The organism is Pedobacter sp. ISL-64, assembly GCF_018613605.1.
GTDB lineage: Bacteria > Bacteroidota > Bacteroidia > Sphingobacteriales > Sphingobacteriaceae > Pedobacter.
The window spans coordinates 426,741-447,328 of record NZ_JAGGPU010000010.1 but is presented as its reverse complement, the minus strand read 5'-3'; the positions used below and the strand labels follow the sequence as shown (position 1 = coordinate 447,328).

At 36.6% G+C, this 20,588-nt stretch carries 18 protein-coding genes; all 18 read right to left on the bottom strand.

Going from position 1 to position 20,588, the window contains the following annotated elements:
* Position 1: 1 nt before the first annotated feature.
* Positions 2–538 (bottom strand): dTDP-4-dehydrorhamnose 3,5-epimerase family protein, encoded by a 537-nt coding sequence (locus J7E57_RS16100; protein ID WP_262899384.1) that lies wholly within the window; start codon positions 536–538, stop codon positions 2–4.
* Positions 538–1,629, bottom strand: coding sequence for a CDP-glucose 4,6-dehydratase (gene rfbG, locus J7E57_RS16095; protein WP_215166073.1), 1,092 nt, complete (start codon positions 1,627–1,629; stop codon positions 538–540). Before rfbG ends, J7E57_RS16100 begins: the two co-directional genes overlap by 1 nt.
* A 1-nt stretch (position 1,630) precedes the next feature.
* Entirely contained in the window at positions 1,631–2,407 is a 777-nt protein-coding gene (gene rfbF, locus J7E57_RS16090) for a glucose-1-phosphate cytidylyltransferase (protein ID WP_215166071.1), read from the bottom strand.
* A gap of 6 nt (positions 2,408–2,413) precedes the next feature.
* Positions 2,414–3,451 carry a ferredoxin--NADP reductase gene (locus J7E57_RS16085; RefSeq protein WP_215166069.1) on the bottom strand — a complete coding sequence of 346 codons (1,038 nt, stop codon included), beginning with the start codon at positions 3,449–3,451 and terminating at the stop codon, positions 2,414–2,416.
* Positions 3,451–4,392 carry a GDP-L-fucose synthase family protein gene (locus J7E57_RS16080; protein ID WP_262899383.1) on the bottom strand — a complete coding sequence of 314 codons (942 nt, stop codon included), beginning with the start codon at positions 4,390–4,392 and terminating at the stop codon, positions 3,451–3,453. Before J7E57_RS16080 ends, J7E57_RS16085 begins: the two co-directional genes overlap by 1 nt.
* Positions 4,393–4,400: 8 nt before the next feature.
* The gene (gene gmd / locus J7E57_RS16075) at positions 4,401–5,528 is read right to left on the bottom strand and encodes a GDP-mannose 4,6-dehydratase (RefSeq protein ID WP_215166060.1); all 1,128 of its coding nucleotides are present in this window, start codon (positions 5,526–5,528) and stop codon (positions 4,401–4,403) included.
* A 12-nt stretch (positions 5,529–5,540) separates the two neighbouring features.
* Positions 5,541–7,901 (bottom strand): GumC family protein, encoded by a 2,361-nt coding sequence (locus tag J7E57_RS16070; protein WP_251029938.1) that lies wholly within the window; start codon positions 7,899–7,901, stop codon positions 5,541–5,543.
* 11 nt (positions 7,902–7,912) lie between these two features.
* Positions 7,913–8,719: a polysaccharide biosynthesis/export family protein gene (locus J7E57_RS16065; protein WP_215166058.1), complete on the bottom strand. Its 807-nt coding sequence runs from the start codon at positions 8,717–8,719 to the stop codon at positions 7,913–7,915.
* Between the two features lie 170 nt (positions 8,720–8,889).
* Entirely contained in the window at positions 8,890–9,630 is a 741-nt protein-coding gene (locus J7E57_RS16060) for a tyrosine-protein phosphatase (protein WP_215166046.1), read from the bottom strand.
* A 543-nt stretch (positions 9,631–10,173) separates the two neighbouring features.
* Entirely contained in the window at positions 10,174–11,457 is a 1,284-nt protein-coding gene (locus J7E57_RS16055) for a nucleotide sugar dehydrogenase (protein ID WP_215166044.1), read from the bottom strand.
* A 520-nt stretch (positions 11,458–11,977) separates the two neighbouring features.
* Positions 11,978–12,838 carry a glucose-1-phosphate thymidylyltransferase RfbA gene (rfbA, locus tag J7E57_RS16050; protein WP_215166037.1) on the bottom strand — a complete coding sequence of 287 codons (861 nt, stop codon included), beginning with the start codon at positions 12,836–12,838 and terminating at the stop codon, positions 11,978–11,980.
* Between the two features lie 66 nt (positions 12,839–12,904).
* Complete coding sequence (rfbD, locus tag J7E57_RS16045; RefSeq protein ID WP_215166024.1) at positions 12,905–13,768, bottom strand: dTDP-4-dehydrorhamnose reductase; 864 nt, start codon at positions 13,766–13,768, stop codon at positions 12,905–12,907.
* Positions 13,765–14,313 carry a dTDP-4-dehydrorhamnose 3,5-epimerase gene (gene rfbC, locus J7E57_RS16040; RefSeq protein WP_215166022.1) on the bottom strand — a complete coding sequence of 183 codons (549 nt, stop codon included), beginning with the start codon at positions 14,311–14,313 and terminating at the stop codon, positions 13,765–13,767. Before rfbC ends, rfbD begins: the two co-directional genes overlap by 4 nt.
* Positions 14,313–15,365, bottom strand: coding sequence for a dTDP-glucose 4,6-dehydratase (rfbB, locus tag J7E57_RS16035; protein ID WP_215166020.1), 1,053 nt, complete (start codon positions 15,363–15,365; stop codon positions 14,313–14,315). Before rfbB ends, rfbC begins: the two co-directional genes overlap by 1 nt.
* Positions 15,366–16,332: 967 nt before the next feature.
* Positions 16,333–16,896, bottom strand: coding sequence for a DUF3109 family protein (locus tag J7E57_RS16030; protein WP_215166179.1), 564 nt, complete (start codon positions 16,894–16,896; stop codon positions 16,333–16,335).
* A 2-nt stretch (positions 16,897–16,898) separates the two neighbouring features.
* Entirely contained in the window at positions 16,899–17,672 is a 774-nt protein-coding gene (locus J7E57_RS16025; RefSeq protein ID WP_215166177.1) for a DUF3108 domain-containing protein, read from the bottom strand.
* Between the two features lie 102 nt (positions 17,673–17,774).
* Positions 17,775–18,290, bottom strand: a complete 516-nt coding sequence (locus J7E57_RS16020; RefSeq protein WP_215166013.1) for a DUF2480 family protein — start codon at positions 18,288–18,290, stop codon at positions 17,775–17,777.
* Between the two features lie 65 nt (positions 18,291–18,355).
* Positions 18,356–20,431, bottom strand: coding sequence for a SurA N-terminal domain-containing protein (locus tag J7E57_RS16015; protein WP_317196560.1), 2,076 nt, complete (start codon positions 20,429–20,431; stop codon positions 18,356–18,358).
* Positions 20,432–20,588: the final 157 nt, after the last annotated feature.

Below are 20,588 nucleotides of genomic sequence, written 5' to 3'. Positions count from 1 at the left end.
GTTAAAATGGGCTTTGTATGTCAGAAAAAATTTTAAATTCTAAATCTCTGTTGGACAATATAGGTTTTTCTACTTCCCAATCATATCCAAACGAATCGAATCTAATACCTGCTTCACATTCACGGCTTTGACTGGTTGAAGTATGATACTCAACAGTGGTATCATTTTCTAAAGATAAAAACCCATGTGCAAATCCTTTTCCAATATAAATTCCCTTTCTGTTTTTTGCAGATAATTCTATAGAGAAAAATCTACCAAAAGTTTCAGATGTTTTTCGAATATCTAAAACAACATCTATAATTGATCCGGTAACAACATAAACCAACTTTGAATGGTCTTTGGGTGGCACTTGAAAATGCATTCCGCGAATTACATTTTTATTGGAAATCGAATAAAAACTTTCTGTAAAAATGTAGTCCAGTTCTTTTTCCAAAAATGTTTCCTTATGTATTGTCTTAACAAACTCCCCTCTATTGTCAAGAAAACTATTGTATTCCATGATGTATAAATCCTGGAATGGTGTATTAAGTATCTCCATTATAATGCCCAGCTAATCGCTTTATTGAAAGCTACTTTAGTGTAAAGCTCGATCTGTTTTGATCGTAGGTTAAACATATTTCCATTTTCGCTAAGATCATCTAGATAACCAGTAAGTGTAAAATCTACAGTTTCTTTAAAACCTAATGCAGGTTTCCACTTTAGAAAATTAGCGGCCTTCGAGATATCTAACTTTAATAAAACAGCCTCGTGCATTTTTCGAGTCTGTTCAGGAATGATGTATCCCCCACGGCCATCAAGCGTAAGCATTTCATCAATCAACTCCTTTACAGAATAATTAGTATTGTCTTCTGGACCAAAGTTCCATCCACCACTAAAATCTTTACCTTTTCGCCAAAGTTCCGCACCTAAGTTTAAGTAGCCACTTAATGGCTCTAATACATGTTGCCATGGCCGGGTAGCATAAGGATTTCTGATTTCTAATGTTTCTCCCTTTTTTACAGCTCTAAAATAATCGGGAATAATTCGGTCGGCAGCCCAATCGCCACCTCCAATTACATTTCCCGCTCTCGCTGAGGCAATGTTACAAGTACCCTCTAATTTAAAAAAAGATTCTAGATAAGAATTGGTAATTAATTCGGAGCAACCTTTTGAGGCACTATATGGATCCTTTCCACCCATAGGATCATTTTCCCTATAGCCCCATACCCATTCCCTGTTATCGTAGCATTTATCTGTAGTTACATTAACGGCCGCCTTAACAGATGGAGTTGCCCTTACAGCTTCCCAAAAATTAACCGTTCCCATTAAATTGGTATCAAAGGTTCCTACGGGATCTTTATAAGATAAAATTACAAGCGGCTGGGCTGCTAAATGAAATGCAAAATCGGGCTGTACATCTTGAAAATATTGTTTCAATTTAGCCCCATCACGCACATCCCCTTCTTCGTGGCAAGTATGATCAGCGAGTTTACTGGTTACGAAATTGTCCATTTCAGAATATGGCGGTAAAGCATAACCATATACATCAGCACCCAATTCCTTCAACCAGATCGCCATCCAGGATCCTTTAAAACCTGTATGTCCGGTAATTAATACCTTTTTACCTTGATATATATTTTGAAAACTCATACTACCAAATTTTCCATTTAGCTTCACCACTGCTCCAAAGTTGTTCCAATTCAATTCTATCTCTCAAGGCATCCATTGGTTTCCAGAAGCCCGAATGCTTAAAAGCAGCTAATTGACCATCATTGGCAATTTCTTTTAGCGGTTTATTTTCCCACTGTACATCTTCAACATCTCCTTCTAAATATTTAAAAATCCCAGAATCAAGAACAAAGAATCCGCCATTAATCCACATGCCATCACCCTGAGGCTTTTCTACGAAATGTTTAACGGTTCCATTATTATCCATTTCAATGTTGCCAAAACGTCCAGGAGTCTGAATACTCGTTAAAGTAGCCAATTTATCATGACTATTGTGAAATTCCACTAATGCGTTAATGTTAATATCAGCAACACCATCACCATAGGTTAACATAAAGGTTTCACCGTCAACATATTTTTGAATTTTTTTAATCCTACCGGCAGTATTCGTAGTTAATCCAGTATCAACCAAGGTAACTTTAAAAGATTCAGAATTAGAAAAATGTACATCAACCTTGTTTTTTTCAATATCAATAGAAACATCCGAATTGTACAGGTAGTAATTTAAGAAATATTCTTTAATACTTTGTGCTTTGTAGCCCAGGCACAATACGAAATCGTTATAACCATAAGCTTCGTATATCTTCATGATATGCCACAGAATTGGCTTTCCGCCAATTTCAACCATCGGTTTTGGGCGAGCTTCGGTTTCTTCCATTAATCGGGTACCTAAACCACCTGCTAGTATTACTACCTTCATATCTTTTTAACTTAATATTTCTATATGTACGTTTTCTGTTAAGGGATGGGCACAACAAAGTAAAAACTCATCTATTGCCAAATCCTCTCTTTCTTTATTTAATCCTATCATTTTAGCCTTTCCATCTAGCAATTTTCCTTTGCAGGTACTACAATTCCCAGTTTGGCACGAATAAGGCAATTCAATATCAGCATTTAAAGCCGCTTCTAAAATACTTTTCCCCTTTGCTACTTCGAGATGATAGGCTTTTCCATCAAAATTTAGGGACACATTTTGAGTATGAACATCAATCAAATCCTTTGGATCTTTCACCAGTTCAAAATCTTCAGAATATACATTTTCCAAAGACCCAAATTTATTTAGAATGGCACTTTTCACAGATTCCTTTAAACCAGCAGGCCCACAGATATAATGAGCACATTTTTTCGCATCTAAACTTTCATCCAGAATCTGTAAAGCCTTAGTTTGATCAATTCTTCCTTGAATTAAATGTGGATTAGCTTCATCCACAAATAATTTGGTATGAAAATGACGTACGATAAAACGATCAGCATGCTGTGTTTTTAATAGTTCAATTTGATTCTTAAAAATAGTGGTTTCATGGTTTTTATTTCCATAATTCAAATGAACCTTTACGGCTGTCGTAGTTGATAATATATACTTAATAATAGAAATTAAAGGTGTAATCCCACTACCTACTCCCCAGAAATATATATCTTCAAAATCTTGCCCAGCATCATAAATAAAATCGCCCATTGGTGGCATTACTTCAATAGCATCACCAACTTGTACCATATCATTAATGTGATTGGAAACAAGGCCATTCTCTACACGTTTAACAGTAACTTCTAAAAAGGAATCAACACCTGGACAGGATGAGAATGAATAAGGACGGATATAACGCCTGCCATTAATTCTGAAGATTAATGTAAGGTATTGACCAGCCTCATATTTAACCTTTTTTAATCCAGGTTGCTTAAAACACAAAGTAACTGTATCCTCAGTTTCCTGCCTAATCTCCACAACCTTTAAAGTATAATTCATTATGATAATGTTTTATTCTTAAAATCAGTATATGCCATTTTTAAACCCTCTGTTAGGTTTACGGTATATTTCCAGCCCAAATCGGATAACTTATCTACATTCATTAATTTGCGAGGTGTTCCATCTGGTTTAGAAAGATCGAAACTAATTTCACCTTCAAATCCAACCACCTGTTTTACCGCTTCAGCTAAATCAGCAATACTTAAATCTTCCCCGCAACCTACATTTACCAAGCCCTTTTCATTATACTTTTGCATCAAGAAATAACAGGCATCGGCTAAATCATCGGCAAACAAAAACTCTCGTTTCGGGGTACCTGTACCCCAAATAGTTACAATTGGCAAATTTCGTTCTTTTGCCTCGTGAAATCTTCTAATCAAGGCTGGCAATACGTGTGAATTTTGTGGGTGATAATTATCATTATAGCCATATAAATTTGTAGGCATAACCGAAATATAATTACAACCATATTGATCTCTATACGCGTCACACATTTTTATACCCGCAATTTTTGCTATTGCATAAGGTTCATTCGTTTGTTCTAATTCACCAGTTAATAAATATTCTTCTTTTAATGGTTGCGGAGCCATTTTAGGATAAATACAAGAAGAACCTAAAAACATTAATTTCTTAACATCATTTCGCCTGGATGCCTCTATGATATTGCTTTGAATCATCAAATTATCATACAAGAATTCACCTCGGTAAGTATTATTTGCAATGATGCCGCCTACTTTTGCTGCCGATAAAAAAACATAGTCAGGTTTATTCAGTTCAAACCAGCTGAAAACTGATTGTTGATTTCTTAAATCTAAAGATTTAGAATCAGCTAAAAGTATATTTTTAAAGCCCTCAGCCTCAAGTTTACGCTTAATGGCAGAACCAACCATTCCGTTATGCCCGGCGATATATATTGCAGCTGATTTATCTTGAAGATACAAATCCGACATTACTCGTACTGATTTTTAATGGTGTAACCGTGTGATTTCAGTAAAGATTCCTTCTTAAAATGATCCACATCAGTCGCAACCATTTCTTTCACTAGTGCAGCTAAGTCATATTTAGGTTCCCAACCTAATTTTGTTTTTGATTTGGTTGGGTCTCCGATCAACAAATCTACCTCTGTTGGACGGAAATAAGAAGGATCGACTCCAACTACCTCAGTACCAATAGCTACTTGAAATTCTGGATTTGAGCAAGTACTTACATATCCTTTTTCGTCAACACCCTCACCTTTAAAATCGATAGTAATACCCACTTCTGCAAATGCCATACGTACAAATTCTCTAACACGTGTAGTAACGCCCGTAGCAATTACGTAATCTTCTGCCACATCTTGTTGCAGGATCCGCCACATCGCTTCTACATAATCCTTAGCATGTCCCCAATCACGTTCGGCATCAAGATTTCCTAAAAATAATTTTTTCTGTAGACCTTGAGCTATTTTAGCCACCGCCCGAGTGATCTTACGGGTTACAAAAGTCTCGCCTCTTAATGGGCTTTCATGATTAAATAATATACCATTACAAGCAAACATACCATAAGCTTCACGATAGTTCTTAGTAATCCAAAACCCATAAATCTTTGCCACACCATATGGTGAACGTGGATAAAAAGGTGAATTTTCATCATAAAATCCTTTATCATTTTTATTTTCTGGCATACCCCCATATAATTCAGATGTGGATGCCTGATAAACCCTGGTCTTTTTTTCTAAACCTAAGATTCTCACTGCCTCCAATATCCGCAAAGTTCCGACTCCATCTACATTAGCTACATATTCAGGTGAATCAAAGGATACTTTTACATGACTCATTGCACCTAAATTATAAATTTCATCTGGTTGTATCTCCTGAACAAGTCTGATTAAATTCGTTGAGTCGGTTAGATCTCCGTAATGAAGCTTAAATGTAACATTATCGTCGTGTGGATCTTGATATAGATGATCAATCCGATCTGTATTAAACAAAGAACTTCTTCTTTTAATACCATGAACCATATAGCCCTTTTCAAGTAACAATTCTGCAAGATATGTACCATCTTGACCTGTGATTCCTGTAATTAATGCAACTTTCATTATTATATTTTTTTAGCTTGACTTAAATTTACTCAATAACTTTTTTAATCTACTCTGTTCTTCGACATTACCATAGGTTCCATACCCATACCCATACCCGTAATATTTACTTAATATATCATTTACAACAATTCCGATATTTTTCATTTTACCTGTTCGATATAAATGATCAACAATAGACAATTGTTGCTTTTGTGTTACTTTTTGCCTAACCAAATATAGGGTAACATCTGCGTAGTTTGCTAGCAATTGCGCATCGGTAATAATTCCAATTGGCGGAGCATCCATAATAATATAATCAAACTCCTCTTTAAGCTTTGCGATTAGCACGGCGGTATGTTCGCTCATCAAAGTTTCAGCTGGATTTGGCGGCAAAGGTCCAGAAGATATAATAAACATATTTTTATTAATAGATAATGGCTTAATTATATCATCAAGCGTGAGTCCGGGGCTAATAGTATAATTGCTAAAACCAATATCGTTCCTAACATCCAATTTGGCAGAAAGTCCGGGTTTTCTCAGATCCAATTCCATTAGCAGCACTTTTTTTCCCGCGAGCGCCAAAATATTTCCTAAATTAATAGCTGTAAATGATTTCCCTTCCCCACTCATACTTGAGGTTAAAAGGATAACCTTTTCATTTTTACTCTTTAAATAAAAAGATAAGTTAGTTCTCAAGGCCCGAAATTGTTCTGATATAGCTGATCGACTATGATTGGCAACGATTAGATTATCAGCGCTAGTATTATGACTAATTTCGCCTATAACAGGAACCCTTGTTAATGATAAAATATCTTCTTTTGTTGAAATGGTCGTATTGAATAATCCTTGCGCAAAAATTAAACCAATCGGAAAAATAAAACCAGCGATTAATCCAGCCAGATATACGATCTTCTTTTTAGGGCTGATTGGGATTACTTGAGATTTTGGCGGATCTATCGTTTTTGCAACAGATATATTAGAGGTTTTTGATATTGCGGTTTCTTCTGCTTTCTGCATTAAAAAAATATAAAGCTCTTGCTTAATCCCTTTATTTCTAGCTAATTTTAAATAATTTTTTTCTACCCTAGGAACGCCCGAAATTTGTCCTTCAGCTTTACTCAATTGATTTCTAAGCTTATTTCGGGTTTGCACATAACTATTTTTAGTGCTTTGTATATTTGCCAAAATTCCTTTTCTCAATCCTAAAATCTGAGCATCTATATTTTGGATGAAGGGACTCTCTTCTGTGACACTAAGCAATTGTCTGTCTCTCTCAATGAGCAAGGCATTATATTGATTCATTAATCCAGAAAAAACCATATCCGATGGCAGTAATGAAGAAGGAAAAACCCTTTTATTTTTTGTTTCATCCTTAATATAGTTTTCTAAATCAGTTAGTATAGTTACCTGAGTTTCGGCCTTTGCCAATTCTCCGCTAAATTCGCCAGTGTTCTGAACTAACAATTTTCCTTGTTCGCTCATATCGGCAAGTCTATTTTGTTGCTTAAAATCTTCCTCTTGATTTTCTACATCACCAAGTTCGGTAGCTATTACATTTAACCGTTCCTTAATAAATTTGTATGTACTATCTGCTATCGCATTCTTATCACTCAAATTCGCATCAGTATACTGTTTAATAAGTGTGTTTAATATATCCTCACCTTTTTGGGGTAGAGCATATGAAAGGCCTAAATCAATTATACTAACTTGTTTATTTGACACTCCAACAGACAGCTGATTCATCAATGCGGCTACTCTTTCATCAATCGAATTTATTAATGTAAAATATTCCTTATTTTCTTCCATGCCAAAAGGAGTTGGCTCTATGCTAATAATTCCAATCCCATTTACAGCAAACTCCTCATTCCATTTTATTGTTTTTTCAAAATCCCTTGTACTAATCCTAAGCCTGTTACTTGCTAACTTTACAACATCTAATTTAGTGGCCTTTATAGTATCAATACCCTTTAAAATGTTAATCTTAAAAGGTGCATTATATAATTCCCGACTGACAAAATCAGTTTTTCTTGAATATGTAATATTTAGTTGCATTTTACGGACAACCTGCTCCATTAAAAATCTAGTCTTCAAGATTTCAACTTCATTGTCAACCGAATTTTTAGCCCCCATCAATCCTCCTAAGTCCATTAAAGCGCCAGCCTGTTTACCTAAACTTCCGCCTTTATCATCATCATTAACAAGAAGTTTTGCATTGATCTGATAAACAGGCGGTGTATAACGTGTATATATAAATGCTATGATTAAACATAACAAAATACTGCAGACAAACCAAGCCCATTTATCCAATAGCTTATTAAAGATTTCTTTTAAATTTATACTTTCATCCTCCTCCACATCGTGCGTCATAATTCTTTCAGATAAATTACTCATTGATAAAAATGCTATTTAAAACTTGATATTGCCAAAACGATTACAGAAACTACAGATGCCAAAACACCTATTGTTTGAATTTGAGCTGAATTTGATGCAGATACTTTTCGCTTATTTGGCTCGACATAAACAACATCATTTTGTTTCAAATAATAAAATGGGCTGTTGAAAATATCTGAAGAATTGAGGTTTAATCTAGCAAATTCCTTTTTACCATTATTATCCCGAACAATTAATACATTATCACGTTTTCCATAAATGGTCAAATCCCCAGCCAAACTCAATGCATCCAAAATACTGACTTTCTCATTTGGCAAGGTATAAGCTGAAGGAGCATTTACTTCTCCTAACACGCTAACTTTAAAATTAGCAAACCTTAGTTGAACATTTGGTTGTTTATAAACTTCAGCAGCCTTATCTCTAATCAGTTCTCTTGCCTGATAAGTAGTTAAGCCAGCGACTTTAAGTTTTCCTATAAGGGACAACTCAATTTCCCCATTCTTATCTACTAAAAATCCAGTACTCTGAGTAGAAAGGCTGCTATTAGAATTACCTCCCAAGGTTGGTGTGTTGGCCGCTTGATTTACAATTGCGCCACTTTGGGGGTTAAGTGTAAATATATTAACGCTAAGGATATCGTCTGGCTGTATTGTTGGCTCAACAAATGCTGCTGCATTATCTAATTTCGCCTGATTAATAGCTTGAATATCTTGAAAATAGGCAATTTTTTTACTACTAACACAAGAAGATACAAGAACTGTACTAAAAAGTATCATTACAAGACTTAGTCCTCTAATCACATTATATTTTTTATTCATAGGTATATTTCTGTTTAAAATAAAACAACAATTTTAAACAGGTTGCAAACTTAATCATTTAATTGTAATATCTAAAAATCTCAACCTTCAGATTCAAAATAATCTTTAATTACTTTATTTATCTTGAACTAAACATCCATTTGATCTTATCTCACAGGTTGTTATATAATTTAAACTAAAATTGAACCGAAAATTTCCTGATTTTTAAAACCATATCGCCCCAATAAGTCATATAGCCGTCCCGACTGAATACCGTCAGTAAGAACACTCAAATGCTTATCATGATGCATGTCTGTACCAGCAAGATCATACATCTTATCCTTCAATAAAGCTTCAGCTAATTGTTTAACATCTTTTCCATAATAACCCAATATGGACAACAGGTTTAATTGAAAAAGACATCCTTTTTCTTTAAATCTTTTTAAGCGGCTTTTGTCTCTAAAATAAAAAGTATAGCGTTCTGGATGAGCGAGTACGGGCTGATATCCCTTTATTTCTATGTCGAAAATGGTCTGACTGATCCCCGGACTTTCAGACAAATACGACATCTCGATCAATAAATGTTTCTGATCTAAAGTACATAATGGGCCATCCATTTTAAAATCCTGATCAACCATATACTCTGCACCTGCACTTAATTTCAAAGAAACATTAGCTTTATCCATTTCTTGTTGTAGTAAATCTTTTGCACTAACTATTGTGTCCTTTGTATTTGGATACAATTCTTGATAGATATGTGGTGTAGCAATCAATTGATCAAAACCCAGTTCCTGTAATGATTTAACAAAACGCAAAGAAGTAGCCAGATCTGGAGAACCATCATCGATACCGGGAAGGATATGTGAATGAATATCAACGCCTAGCCAGGAGATATCAGTTACTTTATTCTTTTTTGAAAAAAAATTTAACATATTTATAGCAATGGAATATCAAATTAACTCGTCTTATCATAATCACTCATTTACCAAACGAAATAATTACCGCAATAATATGCGAATTGGAAAGTATTATTTATAGAACAACAATAAGCGCCTTAATTAACGAGTTAAATTTAAGACAATTCACGCTATTTTCCAATAAAGAGTAGATTAAATCAGACAAATAGTCGAAAATGACGCTTTAAAAAGAATCTATAGCATAATTTGCGCAGGAGAATTAACAAAAATATAACCTATACGCGATCAACAGTACTTCAGAAATATTATTTAAAATAGTTAAAGGTTTAAAACACCCCTTTTTTAAATATTCATCCTTTTTCATTAAATGAAGATCGGAAATAACCATATTTTTAACCGAAGCTACTAAGTCATATTTCAGTTCCCATTACTCATTCTACTTATCAAGCTCACACTAGTCAGGCCGTCTGCTGCTTTACTCATTTCCTTTTATCCGTCATTCTTATATTAACTTGGTATAGAGAAAGGGTAAACAAATATTAATGTTATATAGCAATATCATAACCTTGCATCTGCCAAATCTCTGTTGATAAAGGATTTGGTATCGAAAATAATCGAACCTTTTGCTTTAAAGTTAGCATAATCGATATGCAAGAACTGCTGGTGGGCCACTGCTAAAATGATTACATCATAATACTCAAAATCATCATTTTTAATCATTTGGATATTATATTCAGCTTTCACTTCAGCTGCATTGGCCCAGGGATCGTATACATCGACTTGCATGCTAAAAGAGCTGAGTTCTTTATAAATATCAATCACCCTTGTATTACGGGTGTCAGGACAATTTTCTTTAAAAGCAAAACCCAATATAAGTGCTTTAGCGCCATTAATCACTTTATTTCTAGCCACCAACATTTTGATCACTTTATTGGCCACAAACATGCCCATATTATCGTTCACTCTTCTTCCAGACAAAATAACCTCAGGTTTGTAGCCCAAGGCCTCCGATTTATGTGCCAAATAATAAGGATCCACTCCGATACAATGGCCTCCAACTAAACCGGGTTTATAGTTAAGGAAATTCCATTTGGTGGCTGCCGCCGCAAGCACATCAGCCGTATCAATCTCCATGCGATCGAAAATTAAGGCCAGTTCGTTTACAAAAGAGATATTTACATCCCGTTGCGCATTTTCTATTGCTTTTGAGGCTTCTGCTACTTTAATGTTGGGAGCCAAATGGGTACCTGCAGTGATGATAGATGCATAAAGTTGATCAATTTCAGCAGCAATTGCCGCCGTAGAGCCCGAGGTTACCTTTTTAATTTTGGTAAGGGTATTGATTTTATCTCCGGGATTAATCCGTTCCGGGGAATAGCCACAGAAAAAATCGATATTATATTTTAATCCTGAAATCTTTTCTAAAACAGGCACGCAATCTTCTTCGGTACAACCAGGGTAAACAGTCGATTCATAAATCACAATATCGCCTGCTTTCAGCACAATACCTAACATTTTACTGGCCGCAAGTAAAGGTTGCAGATCTGGCCGTTTGAGCTGGTCGATAGGAGTAGGGACAGTTACAATATAGATTGTGCTACTGGCTAGATCAGCCAGATTAGCACTTAAGGTTAACCCATTATCCACATTGATTGAATCACATACTAATTTTAGATCAACCAAATTAGCTTCATGTGTACGGTCTTCGAATTGATTTAATTCAGCCACACGGCTTTCATTGGTGTCAAACCCAATTACTTTATACTTTTTAGCAAATTCTATCGCTAGCGGTAGCCCAACATAACCTAAACCAATAACGGCAATCTGCTTTTGTGTATTCATGTTTTCTTTCGGTGATTGGCAAAGATAAGATAAATCAAGAAAGCTTTAATCCGATTCATGAGGGTGTGAGGCTTTTAACCACAAAGGACACAAAGAGAAAGCGCGAAGGGCACAGATTAGGTGGGGGTAATGCTTATATGAACTTATATGGCAAAATAATTGCAGTATACTTGCAAAGTTCATTCTCTACGCAACACCATTGACAGAATCCAATAGAATGGTCGTCATCTCGACTGTAGCGCCGCGAAATGGAGAGATCTTTGTACCAAGTTATTGAAATCAAATTTAAAAGATTTCTCCGCTGCGGTCGAAATGACGATGAGCGGAGGCTATTCATCCCTTAAAACCATATCGTTTATATTGATATTCCGCAATAATTATCCTTGACAGATCCCTATAGAAAGATCGTCATTGCGAGGAGGAACGACGAAGCAATCTTTCATGTAGTGATCAGCTATAAAGATTGCTTCGCTGGCTGAAGAAGCCTTCTCGCAATGACGATACGAGGAGGCCGAACTTCTTACTTAATCTGTTTCAACAGGTAACTGCCATAACCACTCTTAACCAGAGGCGTAGCGATAGCCTTAAGCTGTTCTGCATCTATAAAGCCCATACGATAGGCAATTTCTTCAATACAGCCTATCTTTAAACCTTGCCGTTCTTCGATAATCTGTACAAATTGCCCTGCCTGCATTAAAGAGGTAAAAGTTCCGGTATCCAGCCAGGCTGTACCACGGCTTAATACACCTACTTTTAATTTACCACGCTCTAAGTAGATGCGGTTTACATCAGTAATTTCGTATTCTCCACGGGGCGAAGCTTTAATATTTTTTGCAATTTCTACCACCTCGTTATCATAAAAATATAAACCTGGTACTGCGTAGTCTGATTTGGGTTGAACAGGTTTCTCTTCGATTGAGATAGCTTTTTTATTTGCATCGAACTCAACTACGCCGTAACGTTCAGGATCTGAAACCTGATAGGCAAATACCACCCCCCCATCAGGATCAGCACTCGCTTGTAATAATTTAACCATTCCATCACCATAGAAGATATTATCGCCCAGAACTAGCGCAACTTTATCTTTTCCAATAAACTCCTCACCGATCACAAAAGCCTGTGCTAAACCATTAGGCTCTGCCTGCACTGCATAACTAAATTTACAGCCCAATGTAGTCCCATCACCCAATAATTTCTCAAAATTCGGGAGATCGTGTGGGGTAGAGATAATCAGAATTTCTTTTATCCCAGCCAACATTAAGGTAGATAGCGGATAATAGATCATCGGTTTATCGTAAACCGGCATCATCTGTTTACTACAAGCCAAAGTTAAAGGATGCAAACGGGTTCCGCTGCCACCAGCTAAGATTATACCTTTCATATTAGAATTAGATTTGAGATTTGAGACATTAGATTTGAGACGAATGGCTCTATCTCAACATCTGTATTACTTCAATTTATTAATTTGTTTTATACACTCCACCAAACTATCTCTCCAATAAGGAATTTCGATATTAAATGTATGTTTTATTTTAGATTTATCCATCACCGAAAATGCAGGTCGTGTAGCTTTAGTTGGGTAAGCAGAACCTAGAATAGGATTTACTTTTACTGTAGTTTGGCTGATATCAAAAATCGCCTTTGCAAAATCGAACCATGAGGTTACACCTTCATTGCTATAATGATAAACGCCATAAGCGGCGGATGAAGAACTTATAATATCAAAAATGGCATTTGCCAGATCAATCGCGTAGGTTGGTGTACCCACCTGATCGGCAATGATATTCAGTTCATCACGCTCGGAACCAAGTTTAAGCATGGTTTTTACAAAATTGTTGGCATATTCAGAATATAACCAACTGGTGCGGATAATATAGTGAGCAGGCAGTGTTGAAACAACTACTTTTTCTCCATCTAATTTGGTTACACCATAAACATTGATTGGCTCAGCTTGATCATCTTCTTTTAGCAATTTAACTTCATTTCCTTTGAAAACGAAATCGGTAGAAACGTGTATAAGTGTTGCCCGATTTACTAAACAAGCTGAGGCTAAGTATCCGGCACCTGTTTCGTTAATGGCTTTAGCCAGCTCAACTTCATCTTCTGCTTTATCTACAGCAGTATAAGCGGCACAGTTAATTACAAAAGCAGGTCGCGTTGCAGCTAACAGATCATTCAAACCAGATTCATCCAAAATATTGGCATCCTGCTCGGCCGGGGAAACAATTTCAGTAATCCCCCTACGTTCAGCAACAGTCTTTAAACATTGGCCCAATTGCCCGCCGGCACCAATTACCAATATCTTGCTCATAGGTGCTGTAAAGCTGAAAAGGGTTTTAAAAGAAGGTCTTTATCAGAAATAGCCCTATCTCTTTCTGGAATTAACCAATCGATATTCAAATCCCTATCATTATAAATTACACCGATTTCTGAGGCCTTATTAAAAAAATTATCGCATTTATATAAAAATTCTGCTGTTTCGCTCAATACCGAAAAGCCATGTACAAATCCTCTCGGAATATATACTTGTAATTTGTTTTTAGCATTGAGTTTAATCGAAAAATGTTTTCCATAAGTTTGCGAATCGGGGCGGGCGTCTATCGCAACATCCAAAACTTCGCCTTTAATTACACTCACTAATTTAGCCTGCGCAAATTCTCCGGCTTGAGCATGTAGCCCCCTAATTACACCGTAGGAAGAAAACGACTGGTTATCTTGAACAAAATTACCAGACATACCTGTTTTCTCTTCGAAGGTATTCCTGTTGAAGCTTTCGAAAAAATAGCCTCTTGGATCTTCAAATATCTTTGGTTTAATAATCAGACAGTCTTTTAATCCTGTTTGCTCGATTTCCATTATTTATTGTTGTACTGCTGTTCGTAATAAGATTGATAATTACCAGAGGTTACATTGTTTAACCAGTCTTCGTTTTGTAAATACCAGTCTACTGTTTTGGCCAACCCTTCTTCAAATTGTAAGCTTGGTACCCAATCCAATTGATTTTGCAGTTTACTCGAATCAATCGCATAACGCAAATCATGCCCCGCGCGGTCGGTTACATAGGTAATCAGTTTGGCCGATTCACCAGCTTCTCGGCCTAATTTTTGATCCATAATGGTGCAAAGCAAATTGATCAGATCAATATTTTTCCACTCGTTATGTCCACCAATGTTATAAGTATCTCCTGTTTTAGAATTATGGAAAATCACATCAATTGCTCTGGCATGGTCTTCTACCCATAACCAATCACGTACGTTTTCGCCTTTACCATAAACGGGTACAGGTTTGTTGTTTTTGATATTATTAATGGCCAATGGAATCAATTTCTCAGGAAAATGATGAGAACCATAATTATTAGAACAATTAGAAATTACACAATCCATCCCATAAGTATCATGGTAGGCCCTTACAAAGTGATCTGAACTCGCTTTTGATGCCGAATAAGGGCTATGTGGATCGTAAGCAGTGGTTTCGGTAAACATCCCTTCTTCACCTAAAGCACCGTAAACCTCATCGGTACTTACATGGTAAAAACGCTTTTTGTGATAATCACCTTTCCAATATTCGCGGGCAGCATTCAATAAATTTACTGTCCCGATTACATTGGTAATGACAAAAGCTGTTGGATCAGAAATAGAACGATCTACATGGCTTTCTGCCGCTAAGTGAATAACTGCGTCGAAGTTTTCTGTTTTAAACAGATCGAACATCGCATTCGCATCAGTAATATCTTCCTTTACAAATCTATAATTTGGCTTATTTTCAATATCGGTTAAGTTAGCCAGATTACCAGCATAGGTAAGTTTATCTAAATTGACGATCTCATATTGAGGATAGTTGTTAACAAAACGGCGAACTACATGAGAGCCAATAAAGCCTGCACCACCAGTAATTAAGATTTTTTTCACAGTTATTAAATGATTTTTCAGTTCCGCTAAAGTAAGTTAGATTTCGGCAAAAAACAACTTAATTTTGACATTCTTAATATCTGAATGACTAAATATCAAAATTTTATAAGACGAATTTCGTCGTGATATTGCTCGATATTGTATTATTTCCTAAATTTTAGTCGATCATGTTATTTAAGCAGTAGATATTACTGTTTTATTGTTTAATCTTTCCATCGGTTGCTCTTTACCCGACAATGCGCCATTTGCGCTTTTTGAATACATTGCCATAATTTTTGTTTTTTATTGAAAAAATGTTTGTTCAAAATGGATGCTGTTTATACCGGTATATTTAAATCCATACTCAAACCTAGCGGATTGGCAGCAAGGCACCGCATTTTGAGCTAAAATGGACCAATTTACACGCAAAATGAGCTAAAATGAACCGTTACAGCTGGCCTGCGGTGCAATAACCGGGTATTTGTTGCAGCCTGCTTTAGGGCAACGTAACCATAACGAGTGTGGCCAATCGGCCAATACCGGCCCTGGCTTTACCTTTTAGGTAACCAGAAGGTAAAGAAAAGGTAACCCTGGGGTAACCTTGGGGTTAACTTGGTAGCAACAAAGGGTACAGAACACGTAAAGCGGGGGTAATTAAATACGGCCCTTTTGCTGGCTTTCCAGTAGTGTCCTATACTATAGGTGATTTAATTTTATTGACAAGAGAGACGTTTTGTGTTACGTTACCTGATCTTTTCTGGGAGTGTTCTTGAACTGAGTCAGGTCTTAAATTAATGCTCCTCAGCAAGTATTTTTTTCCCTGGAGAATTCCTCTCAAAATTAAAATGAGGTAAAGATCAATCCCAAAAGATGTGTCCACACGGTAGCTGAAAACGGGAACTTTATACAATAGAACGGCAACTAAATAAGTCCCTACCAAGCATTAAGATGCCCAGTCAAGCTGAGCATGACGACTGCTCCAGGCATATTACATCGCCGCCACAGAACTTTCCAGTTCTTTATACCACGCTTCACCGTATTTACGGATGAGCGGTCCTTTTAAAAAACTATAAACGGGAACCTTTAATTCACGGCCAAAGGTACAGGCGTCGTGACAGATATGCCAGCGATCGTAATTTAGCACGTCGAATTCTGGATATTTCGTTATCCGGATAGGGTAAAGGTGACAAGAAATCGGCTTCTGCCAATCTACAATACCCTGCTCATACGCTTTTTCAATGGCACACTTCGTAATACCACCCTCAAAAAGCACGTAAGCACATTCTTTATTTTTATCTACGCAAGGGGTGGTTAAATCGCCATCTTCATCAACTACGTAAACGCCTTGTTCCTCAATGGCTTTAATGCCTTTTTCATTCAACAGGTGTTTTATTTTCGGATAAATCTCTTCCAAAACGGCTTTTTCGTCATTATCCAATGGTGCACCCGAATCACCTTCCACACAACAGATTCCTTTACATTTGCTTAAATTACAAACAAAATTTTCCTTCAATACATCCTCGTGCACCAGCACCTGTTCAACTTCTATCATCATTATTCTTTTGCTAAAGCATATTTCAGGCCACTGGCCGATTTTAATTCCATGGTTACCGCACCAACCAATATCTCTACCTGAGCCTTTACCGGTACGCGGTTTCCATCGTCAGTTACCCAAAGGTATAACCGGCTATCTTTTTTAAAGATCCTTCCCGGTTTAATGGATGGACTAAATTTTAAACAGCGGATGTTCCCTAATTTACTTTTTATCGTTTCCTTACCAACATATTCTACTTCAAGTGCCGAAATCTCATCTCCTAAAAAATAGTTCAGTTTAAACTTATCGCCCACTTTTATTTTACCGATATCCAGGCTCCGGGCAAAATAATAAGCTGAAACCAGATCAAAAGTCTGATTAGTCGGTGTTGTAAAAGTCCCTCTGTTCGAAACTACTTTCTTTGCATCCTGCGTAAAACGTGCCTTATCCTGGCGTCTATAACTGGCCTCACGGATATTCTCTTGATAGAAGTAAGGTAAAAGGTCAGTTTTATCGATATATGAATCGTAATGATCTCTTATCTTATAAAACACATCAAAAGTTCCCGAAGTCTGCGCATCAACCGTAAGTTTATAGGTAGGCTTGTTATCAAACTTTAAATCAGAATTGGCTACCTTAATCGTGGCTTCTGCCGCCGTTATAAATCCGTACCTTAATTTATATTGCAAAACTTCACCTTCCTGAAATACGGCCTCTTTCTTCAGGGGAAGTTGCTGAGCCGTTGCCAAAAGACTGCATAAGCCAGCCGTGACGGTTATAAATAATTTCTTCATTGCTTTTGTACTCATTTGTGTGTTGTTGGGAAAGAACTGTTTCCTAAAAAAATGTGGTTAAATTCTTTCCTCTATGAAGATATACAAAAAGCAAACCAAAATTTAATCTTTTCTTTTATATACGGGAACAGTAGAGCAGGGCTCGCCAAACATAATGCTTTTAACTACCGGGGTAAGTAAATTGGTTACCTCAACATAGGCTGAAACCGGAACTTCAATATCTCCACATCCTTTTACCACCACGCGCTCGTTGGCATAATCTTGCGGATTAATTTTAGCCAATGCCTTGGTAAATAAAACAGCTTCCAATGTATTTAAATCGCCAAATACTACTTCATTGGCATATGGCTTTAGTTTATTCGCCAGCAGCATATAAGCCCAGGTAGGTACAATTGCATCAGCAGAGCAGATAATGGCTACATTCTTATCCTGATATTGCGCCCAATCGTGAGTTTTGATAAACTCTCTAAAATCCTTTTCTCTTAACATTAAACCATGAAATAGATTATCCACTATATCATAAACCACTCTTTCGCCTTTATGATAAAAATCTTCGAGATTTAAGGTTATTAAACCGCTATTAGCTACTTTATTAATAATGTTTTCCTGAATTTCCATGGCCTTAAATAAAAAAACCGTTCCGACTAATCATCGGAACGGTTACAAAATTACGTATTTTCTATTTAATAGAATTTCACGCGATTGTCTTTTATCTTTGCATTTTCCTGTAAAGCCTGGAAAGCCGATCCTAATGAACGCTGTCCTAAACTTAACATCATGCTTTCTTTTTGTTTGAACATGTTGGCAATTGGTGCAGGACTGGTAAATCCATCAACTGAAAACACATAAATACCGCGTTCGCCCTGAACAGGAGCAGATACTTTACCTGGCTGTGAACCGAAAACGCTTCCTACTAAAGCATTTTCCTGTGCCACACCCGGGATTACCGGGTTAGCAAATACGACATTCTGTACTGGATTAACCGGACGTGCAACTTTAGCTGCAACCTGCTCAATACTTCCCTTACCTGCGTTAGCTAGTTTTTCTTTCAGCTGTTTTGCTTTAACGGCATTAATTACCATTGGTTCGATTTCTTTCTTCGCATCAGCTAGTGATAAAATACCTTTCGGGCTGATGGTAGTTAAACGCGCCACAACATAAGCATTGCTCATGGTATAAATTTCAGGTAATACATCACCTTTATCTGCTGCGTAAGCATCCTGAATTAATTTACGTGGATTATCTAATCCAGCTGCAAATCCTTGTGTTGATGCAACCTTATCAGCAACAGCAACTTTTAATCCTTTTTGTGCTGCAAATTTGCTAAAGTCGTTACCTTTTACATCAGTTAAGAAATTGCTGGCGGCTTTGTAAGCAGCTGCTTGAGTTTTGCTACTCGCATTTAATGCTTTTTCTACGTAAGCTAATTTAGCTACTTTAGATGAACCGATCTGTTTTTCGATTTTCATCACATGATAACCAAATTGAGATTTTACCACTTTAAGATCGCCTACTTTACCATCAAAAGCTGCGTTTTCAAATTCAGGCACCATTTGTCCGCGGGCAAAAGCTGGCATTTCACCACCTTTATCTTTCGAACCATCTACACTGTAGTTTTTAGCCAGTTCGGCAAAGTTTCCTCCTTTTAGGATTAAGCCTTTTAATGAATCTGCTAATTTGATCGCCTTATCTTCACCACCCACTTTAGCCGGATCGATTAAGATATGTGCTGCTTTTACCGAGTCTGGTGAAATACGGGTAGACACTACCTTTACAATTTTGTACGAGTTACCGCTTAATTTAGGGCCGTAAAAACTGCCTGCCGGTAAAGCAAATACTGCTGAATCAACCGCTGGATCTAATTTCCCTTTTGTGATATAAGTGAACGGAACTTTTACGTCTGAATTGATCGCTGCGAAAAGTGAATCGTTTTTAGCCACCTGGAAATCAGCAGCAATTTTATCTACCTGAGCTTTGATTGCCAATGAATCTGCTTTGGTTGGGCTGATACTGAAAGTAACGTATTCGAAAGCACGTGTTTCTTGTGGATTGTTAAACCGTGCTTTGTTCTGCTCATAATATTCTGAGTAGTCGTTGTCTGTTAATTTAACAGAAGCATCAGGAATAGAAGTATAATCTAAACTTACGTATTTAAAATTAGCCAGTTTATTGCGGTTGGTATATTCATCAGTAGCTTCTAAAGAAGTTACATAAACCGAATTACGGATCAGGTTAGAATATTTTGTCTGCAGGGCCTGATTTTTAATTTCTTCCTGTAACATGGTAGATTGTTGCAAAGCCTGAGGTTCTTTCGATTTTAGAAAGTTCATCAAGGTAGCACGGTCTAACTGTCCTGTCTGAGGATTAGAGAAATATTGTTTAATAAGGGGGCTAGGGTTTTGGCCTTGTAATAAATCTACCAGTTCATCTTCAGAAACTGTTAAACCTAAACGATCGTACTCTTTAGTTAACAAAACTTTTGCTAACTCTGCATTCCATGCCTGGTCAACAGCCATAGCAGTCATCTGTGCATTTGCACTGCCGCCATATTGTTGTTTCATCTGGTTTACACCCTGATCAACCTTTGGTCCGAATTCATCAATACTGATATCCTTACCATCAATTGATCCTACAACTTTTTGATCTGCTGCCCAAAAAGGTTTACCCACGTTAATTGCATCACCTACTAAAAATGCAACAATTGCAAAACCGATGGCAAAAACTAGAATATAGCCTGCACGGTTACGCAAAAATGTCATTAATCCCATATTGTAATTATAAATTTATTTAGTTCTTTTTTAAGAGGGCGCAAGATACAAATTTGCCTCAAAAAAGAAAACACAAAATTTTATTTATCAAGTGTTTAATTTTTAAGCAAATACAAGCCCTGTTTTAATGTTTGAATGACAGAACTAT

Coding starts and splice junctions, on each gene's coding strand:
- rfbD (WP_215166024.1), bottom strand. CDS start 13,768: ATGAGCAAGATATTGGTAATTGGTGCCGGCGGGCAATTGGGCCAATGT.
- rfbC (WP_215166022.1), bottom strand. CDS start 14,313: ATGGAAATCGAGCAAACAGGATTAAAAGACTGTCTGATTATTAAACCA.
- J7E57_RS16025 (WP_215166177.1), bottom strand. CDS start 17,672: ATGAAGAAATTATTTATAACCGTCACGGCTGGCTTATGCAGTCTTTTG.
- J7E57_RS16030 (WP_215166179.1), bottom strand. CDS start 16,896: ATGATAGAAGTTGAACAGGTGCTGGTGCACGAGGATGTATTGAAGGAA.
- J7E57_RS16055 (WP_215166044.1), bottom strand. CDS start 11,457: ATGAATACACAAAAGCAGATTGCCGTTATTGGTTTAGGTTATGTTGGG.
- rfbF (WP_215166071.1), bottom strand. CDS start 2,407: ATGAAGGTAGTAATACTAGCAGGTGGTTTAGGTACCCGATTAATGGAA.
- J7E57_RS16015 (WP_317196560.1), bottom strand. CDS start 20,431: ATGACATTTTTGCGTAACCGTGCAGGCTATATTCTAGTTTTTGCCATC.
- J7E57_RS16100 (WP_262899384.1), bottom strand. CDS start 538: ATGGAGATACTTAATACACCATTCCAGGATTTATACATCATGGAATAC.
- J7E57_RS16070 (WP_251029938.1), bottom strand. CDS start 7,901: ATGAGTAATTTATCTGAAAGAATTATGACGCACGATGTGGAGGAGGAT.
- J7E57_RS16020 (WP_215166013.1), bottom strand. CDS start 18,290: ATGGAAATTCAGGAAAACATTATTAATAAAGTAGCTAATAGCGGTTTA.
- gmd (WP_215166060.1), bottom strand. CDS start 5,528: ATGAAAGTTGCATTAATTACAGGAATCACAGGTCAAGATGGTACATAT.
- rfbG (WP_215166073.1), bottom strand. CDS start 1,629: ATGAGTTTTCAAAATATATATCAAGGTAAAAAGGTATTAATTACCGGA.
- J7E57_RS16085 (WP_215166069.1), bottom strand. CDS start 3,451: ATGAATTATACTTTAAAGGTTGTGGAGATTAGGCAGGAAACTGAGGAT.
- J7E57_RS16060 (WP_215166046.1), bottom strand. CDS start 9,630: ATGTTAAATTTTTTTTCAAAAAAGAATAAAGTAACTGATATCTCCTGG.
- rfbA (WP_215166037.1), bottom strand. CDS start 12,838: ATGAAAGGTATAATCTTAGCTGGTGGCAGCGGAACCCGTTTGCATCCT.
- J7E57_RS16065 (WP_215166058.1), bottom strand. CDS start 8,719: ATGAATAAAAAATATAATGTGATTAGAGGACTAAGTCTTGTAATGATA.